Source organism: Citrobacter sp. Cpo015, assembly GCF_030333035.1.
Lineage (GTDB): Bacteria > Pseudomonadota > Gammaproteobacteria > Enterobacterales > Enterobacteriaceae > Citrobacter > Citrobacter portucalensis.
In genome coordinates this window covers 218,166-227,498 of record NZ_JAOWGS010000035.1, presented here as the reverse complement: position 1 = coordinate 227,498, position 9,333 = coordinate 218,166, and the positions used below count along the sequence as shown (strand labels likewise).

Genomic DNA, 9,333 nt, shown 5'->3' with positions numbered 1-9,333 from the left:
GGTTCTTTAAGGTAAGGAGGTGATCCAACCGCAGGTTCCCCTACGGTTACCTTGTTACGACTTCACCCCAGTCATGAATCACAAAGTGGTAAGCGCCCTCCCGAAGGTTAAGCTACCTACTTCTTTTGCAACCCACTCCCATGGTGTGACGGGCGGTGTGTACAAGGCCCGGGAACGTATTCACCGTGGCATTCTGATCCACGATTACTAGCGATTCCGACTTCATGGAGTCGAGTTGCAGACTCCAATCCGGACTACGACATACTTTATGAGGTCCGCTTGCTCTCGCGAGGTCGCTTCTCTTTGTATATGCCATTGTAGCACGTGTGTAGCCCTACTCGTAAGGGCCATGATGACTTGACGTCATCCCCACCTTCCTCCAGTTTATCACTGGCAGTCTCCTTTGAGTTCCCGGCCGAACCGCTGGCAACAAAGGATAAGGGTTGCGCTCGTTGCGGGACTTAACCCAACATTTCACAACACGAGCTGACGACAGCCATGCAGCACCTGTCTCAGAGTTCCCGAAGGCACCGAAGCATCTCTGCTAAGTTCTCTGGATGTCAAGAGTAGGTAAGGTTCTTCGCGTTGCATCGAATTAAACCACATGCTCCACCGCTTGTGCGGGCCCCCGTCAATTCATTTGAGTTTTAACCTTGCGGCCGTACTCCCCAGGCGGTCGACTTAACGCGTTAGCTCCGGAAGCCACGCCTCAAGGGCACAACCTCCAAGTCGACATCGTTTACGGCGTGGACTACCAGGGTATCTAATCCTGTTTGCTCCCCACGCTTTCGCACCTGAGCGTCAGTCTTTGTCCAGGGGGCCGCCTTCGCCACCGGTATTCCTCCAGATCTCTACGCATTTCACCGCTACACCTGGAATTCTACCCCCCTCTACAAGACTCTAGCCTGCCAGTTTCGGATGCAGTTCCCAGGTTGAGCCCGGGGATTTCACATCCGACTTGACAGACCGCCTGCGTGCGCTTTACGCCCAGTAATTCCGATTAACGCTTGCACCCTCCGTATTACCGCGGCTGCTGGCACGGAGTTAGCCGGTGCTTCTTCTGCGAGTAACGTCAATCGCTGCGGTTATTAACCACAACGCCTTCCTCCTCGCTGAAAGTACTTTACAACCCGAAGGCCTTCTTCATACACGCGGCATGGCTGCATCAGGCTTGCGCCCATTGTGCAATATTCCCCACTGCTGCCTCCCGTAGGAGTCTGGACCGTGTCTCAGTTCCAGTGTGGCTGGTCATCCTCTCAGACCAGCTAGGGATCGTCGCCTAGGTGAGCCGTTACCCCACCTACTAGCTAATCCCATCTGGGCACATCCGATGGCAAGAGGCCCGAAGGTCCCCCTCTTTGGTCTTGCGACGTTATGCGGTATTAGCTACCGTTTCCAGTAGTTATCCCCCTCCATCGGGCAGTTTCCCAGACATTACTCACCCGTCCGCCACTCGTCACCCAAGGAGCAAGCTCCTCTGTGCTACCGTTCGACTTGCATGTGTTAGGCCTGCCGCCAGCGTTCAATCTGAGCCATGATCAAACTCTTCAATTTAAAAGTTTGATGCTCAATGAATTAAACTTCGTAATGAATTACGTGTTCACTCGTTGAGACTTGGTATTCATTTTTCGTCTTGCGACGTTAAGAATCCGTATCTTCGAGTGCCCACACAGATTGTCTGATAAATTGTTAAAGAGCAGTGCCGCTTCGCTTTTTCTCAGCGGCGCGGGGTGTGCATATTACGCCATCCCGCTACGAAGTCAAGCATTTAATTTCGCTTTCTTCGCCGGAGTTCTCAGTGGAACCCCGCTGACCCGGCGGCTTGTAATCCGTTGTTCCGTGTCAGTGGAGGCGCATTATAGGGAGTTATTTCAGGCTGACAAGTTAAAAATATAAAAAACTTATCAAGCGATTACTTTTCAATCAACACATCCATTTCTGCCTGGATTTTAAACAAAAACGAGCCCCGCAGGGCCCGTTTATTGTTGTTTTGTGACTTACTGCACTGCCACTATGCGATCGTCATTCACTTCCAGACGAATCGTTTTGCCCGGAATCAGTTCACCAGACAGAATTTGCTGCGCCAGCGGGTTTTCGATCTGCTGCTGGATAGCACGTTTCAATGGACGCGCGCCATACACCGGATCGTAACCATTCGCGCTCAGCAGTTTAAGCGCCTCGTCAGAAATATGGATTTCATAGCCACGCTCTTCCAGACGTTTGTACAGACGCTGCAACTGGATCTGAGCAATAGAAGCAATGTGCTGCTCACCCAGCGGATGGAATACAACAACCTCATCTATACGGTTGATGAATTCCGGGCGGAAGTTGTGGCTCACGACGCCCAGCACCATATCTTTCATGTGACCGTAATCCAACTCGCCGAAGCGTTCCTGGATCAGATCGGACCCCAGGTTCGAGGTCATGATGACAACCGTATTACGGAAGTCGACCGTTCTCCCCTGTCCGTCAGTCAAACGACCATCGTCAAGCACCTGCAGCAGAATGTTGAACACATCCGGGTGTGCTTTCTCCACTTCATCCAACAAGATGACAGAGTAAGGACGACGACGTACTGCTTCCGTCAGGTAACCCCCCTCTTCATAACCGACATATCCCGGAGGTGCCCCAACCAGACGAGACACCGAGTGTTTCTCCATAAACTCGGACATATCGATACGCACCATTGCATCGTCACTGTCGAACATAAAGTTTGCCAGCGCTTTGCACAGTTCGGTTTTACCGACACCGGTTGGACCAAGGAACAGGAATGAACCAATCGGACGATTCGGATCGGACAAGCCCGCACGGCTACGACGGATGGCGTTAGAAACGGCTTCCACCGCTTCGTTCTGACCAATCACGCGGCTGTGCAGCTCCTGCTCCATACGCAACAGTTTTTCTCGTTCGCCTTCCAGCATGCGAGCAACTGGGATCCCGGTCCAGCGCGCCAGCACCTCAGCAATTTCTGCATCCGTAACTTTATTACGCAGCAGACGCATGGTTTTGCCTTCAGACTGGGTGGCTGCTTCCAGTTGTTTTTCCAGTTCAGGAATTTTGCCGTACTGCAGTTCAGACATCCGCGCCAGGTCGCCAACGCGGCGCGCCTGTTCGATGGCGATTTTTGCCTGCTCCAGCTCAGCCTTGATAGTTTGCGTTCCCGAGAGGGAAGCTTTTTCAGCTTTCCACTCTTCCTCTAACTCAGAATACTGGCGTTCTTTGTCGTCCAGCTCTTCGTTGAGCATATCGAGACGTTTTTTACTTGCCTCATCAGACTCTTTCATTAATGCCTGCTGTTCCAGTTTGAGCTGGATAATACGGCGATCGAGTCTGTCGAGTTCCTCCGGCTTGGAGTCAATCTGCATACGAATGCTGGATGCCGCTTCGTCAATAAGGTCGATAGCTTTATCCGGCAACTGACGATCGGCAATATATCGATGAGACAGCGTAGCAGCCGCAACAATCGCCGGGTCAGTAATCTGCACATGATGGTGCAGTTCATAACGTTCTTTCAGGCCACGCAAGATTGCGATGGTGTCTTCCACTGAAGGTTCAGCCACAAACACTTTCTGGAAACGACGTTCCAGCGCCGCATCTTTTTCGATGTACTGGCGATACTCATCAAGCGTTGTTGCGCCTACGCAGTGCAGTTCCCCGCGAGCCAGTGCTGGTTTCAGCATGTTCCCGGCGTCCATTGCGCCATCGGCTTTACCCGCCCCAACCATGGTATGCAATTCGTCGATAAACAGAATGACGTTGCCTTCCTGTTTCGAGAGATCGTTCAGCACACCTTTTAAACGTTCTTCGAACTCACCACGATATTTGGCCCCAGCAACCAGCGCGCCCATATCCAGCGCCAGTACACGACGGCCTTTTAAGCCTTCCGGCACTTCACCATTGATGATGCGTTGGGCCAGCCCTTCAACGATGGCGGTTTTACCGACACCGGGTTCACCGATTAACACCGGGTTATTTTTAGTACGACGTTGCAGCACCTGAATGGTACGGCGAATTTCTTCATCACGGCCGATGACCGGATCGAGTTTGCCCTGTTCGGCACGTTCGGTCAGATCGACGGTATATTTTTTCAAGGCCTGACGTTGGTCTTCAGCCCCCTGGTCATTCACGCTTTCACCTCCACGCATTTGTTCAATTGCCTGAGTGATATTGGCGGTCGTCGCGCCTGCTGATTTTAATAAGTCGGTCAGCGTACCGCGTGACTCAAGCGCCGCCAGAACGAACAGTTCTGACGAAATAAAGTTGTCCCCACGTTTTTGCGCCAGCTTGTCGCAAAGATTCAGTACACGCACCAGTTCCTGAGAAGGCTGCACATCGCCACCGGTACCTTCTACCTGTGGCAAACGGCTCAACGCCTGGTCAATGGCTGTACGTAACTGGCCAGCATTAATGCCAGCAGATGTTAATAAAGGACGTACCGATCCCCCTTCCTGATTCAGCAAGGCGCTCATTAGATGAAGTGGTTCGATGAATTGATTGTCGTGCCCCAATGCGAGTGACTGGGCATCGGCAAGAGCAAGCTGGAATTTATTAGTAAGACGATCCAGACGCATAACTCCTCCCATAACAGGTCAAAATTGCTACTGGAGATTAAATGAGGTCATCCCTCAATTATTCAAGGTGAATGACCTGAATTATGTGAAAAGAAAATTACACGTACCGGATCGTCTTGATTCTTTAGGTTATATCAGCCAAATAAAACTTGCCATACGACCCGTGGTATTGTCGCGACGATAAGAGAAGAACGTCTCACTTTCGCTGAAGGTGCAACGGTCGCCGCCGTGGATGTTCTCTACCCCGACACTGGACAGACGCTGGCGCGCAAGCTGGTAGATATCCGCCAGATACTTGTCGCCACGCGGTACAAATGCGAGGTCCGCTTGCGGATCTTTCGTCATGAACGCCTCGCGGACTTCTGGTCCAACTTCAAACGCGTTTGGACCTATCGCCGGGCCTAGCCAGGCAATAATGTTTTCAGGTTTGTCGGCAAAACACGCCACCGTCTCTTCCAGCACGCCGGCGCATAATCCGCGCCAACCCGCATGGGCCGCAGCAACTTCGGTTCCGGCACGGTTGCAAAACAACACCGGCAAACAATCAGCGGTCATCACCGCACACACGGTACCCGGCGTGTTGCTGTACGATGCATCTGCGCGTTTGCAGGCGTAAGGCTCGCCGGTCAGTTTCAGGACATCCTTACCGTGGACCTGCTCCAGCCAGACTGGCTTTGACGGCAGATTGCCCGCAGCAAACAGTCGTTTGCGGTTCTCTTCAACATGTTCCGGGTTATCGCCGCAATGGGCGCCCAGATTCAGCGAATCGTAAGGCGGCATACTAACTCCGCCAATACGGGTAGAACTACACGCCGCGACACCTTGCGGTATCCGCCACTGCGGGACAATTAGCTTACTCATAGCCAGGCAATATCATCCTTATGTTCTTCGAAATCAGCGCGCATCACTTCAATCAACTGCACCATATCTTGTGGGATCGGCGCATGCCATTCCATTTCGATACCGGAAATCGGGTGATACAAACGCAGCATGGTCGCGTGCAGCGCTTGACGGTCGAACTTACGCAGTACGGAGATAAATTCGTCAGAAGCGCCTTTCGGTGGACGTGGACGACCGCCGTAAACCTGATCGCCCACCAGCGGATGAGTGATATGTGCCATGTGCACGCGGATCTGGTGCGTACGTCCGGTTTCCAGACGCAACCGCAGACGCGTGTGCACACGGAAGTGTTCCATAATGCGATAGTGCGTTACCGCCGGTTTCCCCATTGGGTGTACCGCCATGTGCGTACGCTTGGTCGGGTGACGGCTAATCGGTTCCTCAACGGTTCCGCCAGCAGTCATGTGACCAATAGCCACTGCTTCGTACTCACGGGTAATTTCACGCAGCTGCAACGACTCCACCAAACGTGTTTGCGCCGGAACCGTTTTTGCCACCACCATTAATCCGGTCGTGTCTTTATCCAGACGGTGCACGATACCTGCACGAGGAACATCCGCGATTGGCGGGTAGTAATGCAGTAACGCATTCAATACCGTACCATCAGGATTCCCGGCGCCCGGATGCACTACAAGGTCACGGGGTTTGTTGATGACAAGAATGTCGTCATCTTCATAAACGATATCCAGTGGGATATCCTGAGGTTCAAAACGAACCTCTTCATCAATTTCTGCATTGATGGAGACACGCTCTCCACCCAACACTTTTTCTTTCGGTTTATCGCAAAGTTGGTCATTTACCAGTACGCGCTGGTCGAGGATCCATTCTTTTATGCGCGATCGCGAATAATCAGGGAACAATTCGGCCAAAGCCTGATCTAAGCGTTGACCGAGCTGATTTTCGGAGACTGTTGCGGTGAGTTCTACTCGTTGTGCCATAAACTGCTTCTTCGTTTAACGTTGGGTTTTACGGCTTTGCCGTTTAATATAGTGTGCTATTGTAGCTGGTCTTAACCGGGAGCAGGAACAGAGAATCTCCCGTATTACATTTTGAGGAAAGTCAAAACGTCATGACGCGCATGAAATATCTGGTGGCAGCAGCCACGTTGAGCCTGTTTTTGGCGGGTTGCTCTGGTTCAAAGGAAGAGGTGCCCGATAATCCGCCAAATGAAATCTACGCGACTGCTCAGCAAAAGCTGCAGGACGGTAACTGGAAACAGGCAATAACGCAATTGGAAGCGTTGGATAACCGTTATCCATTTGGACCGTATTCTCAGCAGGTGCAATTAGATCTCATCTACGCCTACTACAAAAACGCCGATCTGCCACTTGCTCAGGCTGCCATCGATCGTTTTATCCGTCTTAACCCGACACACCCTAACATTGATTATGTCATGTATATGCGTGGCCTGACCAATATGGCGTTGGATGATAGCGCACTGCAAGGATTCTTTGGTGTTGATCGTAGCGATCGCGATCCGCAACATGCCCGAGCTGCGTTTAATGACTTTTCCAAACTGGTGCGTGGGTATCCGAATAGCCAGTACACCACTGACGCCACCAAACGTCTGGTGTTCCTGAAAGACCGCCTGGCGAAGTATGAATACTCCGTTGCAGAATACTACACTGCCCGCGGCGCATGGGTTGCCGTGGTAAACCGTGTGGAAGGCATGCTGCGCGACTACCCGGATACCCAGGCAACACGTAATGCCCTGCCGTTGATGGAAAACGCTTATCGTCAGATGCAGATGAATGCGCAGGCAGAAAAAGTCGCGAAAATCATTGCCGCCAACAGCAGCAATACCTGATTTGCCTCAGAATGCAAAACGGCAGCCCAAGGGCTGCCGTTTTTTTATCCGTTAACGCCACAACTGAAGCGGTTTAGCTCCGACGCATCTCATCAAATATGGCCTGCTTTCAGTTATTCCTCAAGTAAAAAATCGCCTGTTCCTGCGGTGCCTCACAAAAAGGTTTTCTTGACAAAAAGCGACAAAATAATGTGATTCGGATCACACATTTTGACATTAGGAACGGTATGCTGGAATCACCAAGACGGGAAAGACAAGAGGTAAAATTTATGACAATGAACATTACCAGTAAACAAATGGAAATTACTCCGGCAATTCGCCAGCATGTCGCAGACCGTCTCGCCAAACTAGAAAAATGGCAAACTCATCTGATTAATCCACATATCATTCTGTCTAAGGAGCCACAGGGGTTCATTGCTGATGCCACCATCAATACACCGAACGGACATCTGGTCGCCAGCGCAAAACACGAGGATATGTACACCGCAATTAACGATTTGATCAACAAGCTGGAACGGCAGCTCAATAAAGTGCAGCACAAAGGCGAAGCCCGTCGTGCAACAACTTCAGTCAAAGACGCCAACTTCGTCGAAGCAGAAGAAGAGTAGTCCCTTACATTGAGTGTATCGCCAACGCGCCTTCGGGCGCGTTTTTTGTTGACAGGGTGAAAACAGTACGGGTACTTTACTGACGTAGCCAAAGGAAAATTACATGAAACTTGTCCCGTTCTTCTTCGCATTCTTTTTTACCTTCCCCTGAATGGGAGGCGTTTCGTCGTGTGATAAAGAATGCGAAGACGAACAATAAGGCCTCCCACAACGGGAGGCCTTTTTTATTGATAACAAGAAAGGCAACACTATGACATCGGAAAACCCATTGCTGGCGCTGCGCGATAAGATCAGCACGCTGGATGAAAAATTACTGGCCCTGCTGGCTGAGCGACGTGGACTGGCCGTAGAAGTTGGTAAAGCCAAACTGCTTTCGCATCGTCCGGTTCGTGATATCGATCGTGAACGTGACCTTTTGGACCGACTCATTCAGCTTGGCAAAGCACATCATCTTGACGCTCACTACATTACTCGCCTGTTCCAGCTCATAATCGAAGACTCCGTCCTGACTCAACAGGCACTGCTCCAGCAGCACCTGAACAAAATTAACCCACACTCCGCGCGCGTGGCCTTCCTTGGGCCAAAAGGGTCATATTCCCATCTCGCCGCACGTCAGTACGCTGCCCGCCATTTTGAACAATTTATTGAAAGCGGCTGCGCAAAATTTGCCGATATCTTTAATCAGGTCGAAACCGGACAGGCTGACTATGCTGTGGTACCGATTGAAAACACCAGCTCCGGTGGGATTAACGACGTTTACGACCTGCTGCAGCACACCAGCCTGTCTATCGTTGGCGAGATGACCATTACGATAGACCACTGTGTACTGGTGTCTGGCACGACGGATCTTGAGACTATTGAAACGGTATATAGCCATCCGCAGCCGTTCCAGCAGTGCAGCAAATTCCTGAATCGCTACCCGCACTGGAAGATTGAGTACACTGAAAGCACCTCTGCGGCGATGGAAAAAGTTGCGCAGGCTAACTCACCGCGCGTGGCGGCCCTGGGGAGCGAAGCCGGAGGCGTACTGTATGGATTACAGGTTCTCGAGCATATTGAGGCTAACCAGTCGCAAAACATCACCCGCTTCGTGGTGCTGGCACGCAAAGCAATTAATGTTTCCGATCAGGTTCCGGCAAAAACAACCCTGTTGATGGCGACGGGGCAACAAGCCGGTGCGCTGGTTGAGGCGCTGCTGGTGCTGCGTAACCATAATCTGATTATGACTAAACTGGAGTCACGCCCGATTCACGGCAATCCGTGGGAAGAGATGTTTTATCTTGATATCCAGGCCAACCTGGAATCGCCCCAGATGCAAAAAGCATTGAAAGAGCTGGGTGAGATTACGCGTTCGATGAAAGTACTGGGATGCTATCCAAGTGAGAACGTGGTGCCAGTCGATCCGAGCTAACGTTTGGCAATGCCGGATGGCGCTACGCTTATCCGG

7 protein-coding genes, 1 rRNA gene and 1 other annotated feature are annotated in these 9,333 nt (G+C 51.5%); of the genes, 4 read left to right on the top strand and 4 right to left on the bottom strand.

Features of this window, described 5'->3' with window-relative positions:
• Nucleotides 1-12: 12 nt before the first annotated feature.
• From OGY67_RS15130 to rluD, 4 genes are all read right to left on the bottom strand, one after another.
• A 16S ribosomal RNA gene (locus OGY67_RS15130) occupies nucleotides 13-1,554 on the bottom strand.
• Between the two features lie 443 nt (nucleotides 1,555-1,997).
• On the bottom strand, nucleotides 1,998-4,571 hold the full coding sequence (gene clpB / locus OGY67_RS15125) for an ATP-dependent chaperone ClpB (protein WP_020996274.1): 2,574 nt from the start codon (nucleotides 4,569-4,571) through the stop codon (nucleotides 1,998-2,000).
• 129 nt (nucleotides 4,572-4,700) lie between these two features.
• Nucleotides 4,701-5,432: a purine nucleoside phosphorylase YfiH gene (gene yfiH / locus OGY67_RS15120; RefSeq protein ID WP_286574110.1), complete on the bottom strand. Its 732-nt coding sequence runs from the start codon at nucleotides 5,430-5,432 to the stop codon at nucleotides 4,701-4,703.
• Nucleotides 5,429-6,409 carry a 23S rRNA pseudouridine(1911/1915/1917) synthase RluD gene (gene rluD, locus OGY67_RS15115; RefSeq protein WP_003826464.1) on the bottom strand — a complete coding sequence of 327 codons (981 nt, stop codon included), beginning with the start codon at nucleotides 6,407-6,409 and terminating at the stop codon, nucleotides 5,429-5,431. Before rluD ends, yfiH begins: the two co-directional genes overlap by 4 nt.
• A gap of 131 nt (nucleotides 6,410-6,540) precedes the next feature.
• Here rluD and bamD point away from each other — a divergent pair, with 131 nt between their 5' ends.
• From bamD to pheA, 4 genes are all read left to right on the top strand, one after another.
• Entirely contained in the window at nucleotides 6,541-7,278 is a 738-nt protein-coding gene (gene bamD / locus OGY67_RS15110) for an outer membrane protein assembly factor BamD (RefSeq protein WP_003826460.1), read from the top strand.
• Nucleotides 7,279-7,547: 269 nt separating this feature from the next.
• Nucleotides 7,548-7,886, top strand: coding sequence for a ribosome-associated translation inhibitor RaiA (gene raiA / locus OGY67_RS15105; RefSeq protein ID WP_003031244.1), 339 nt, complete (start codon nucleotides 7,548-7,550; stop codon nucleotides 7,884-7,886).
• A 102-nt stretch (nucleotides 7,887-7,988) separates the two neighbouring features.
• Nucleotides 7,989-8,114 (top strand) — a sequence feature (Phe leader region).
• The gene (gene pheL / locus OGY67_RS15100; RefSeq protein WP_100250063.1) at nucleotides 7,990-8,037 is read left to right on the top strand and encodes a pheA operon leader peptide PheL; all 48 of its coding nucleotides are present in this window, start codon (nucleotides 7,990-7,992) and stop codon (nucleotides 8,035-8,037) included. Its footprint overlaps the feature before it by 48 nt.
• Nucleotides 8,115-8,136: 22 nt before the next feature.
• The gene (gene pheA, locus OGY67_RS15095) at nucleotides 8,137-9,297 is read left to right on the top strand and encodes a bifunctional chorismate mutase/prephenate dehydratase (RefSeq protein WP_003826458.1); all 1,161 of its coding nucleotides are present in this window, start codon (nucleotides 8,137-8,139) and stop codon (nucleotides 9,295-9,297) included.
• Nucleotides 9,298-9,333 lie beyond the last annotated feature (36 nt).

Bases quoted from the DNA above. Each gene is read 5' to 3' on its own strand.
- yfiH (WP_286574110.1), bottom strand. From the start codon at position 5,432: ATGAGTAAGCTAATTGTCCCGCAGTGGCGGATACCGCAAGGTGTCGCG.
- bamD (WP_003826460.1), top strand. From the start codon at position 6,541: ATGACGCGCATGAAATATCTGGTGGCAGCAGCCACGTTGAGCCTGTTT.
- clpB (WP_020996274.1), bottom strand. From the start codon at position 4,571: ATGCGTCTGGATCGTCTTACTAATAAATTCCAGCTTGCTCTTGCCGAT.
- raiA (WP_003031244.1), top strand. From the start codon at position 7,548: ATGACAATGAACATTACCAGTAAACAAATGGAAATTACTCCGGCAATT.
- rluD (WP_003826464.1), bottom strand. From the start codon at position 6,409: ATGGCACAACGAGTAGAACTCACCGCAACAGTCTCCGAAAATCAGCTC.
- pheA (WP_003826458.1), top strand. From the start codon at position 8,137: ATGACATCGGAAAACCCATTGCTGGCGCTGCGCGATAAGATCAGCACG.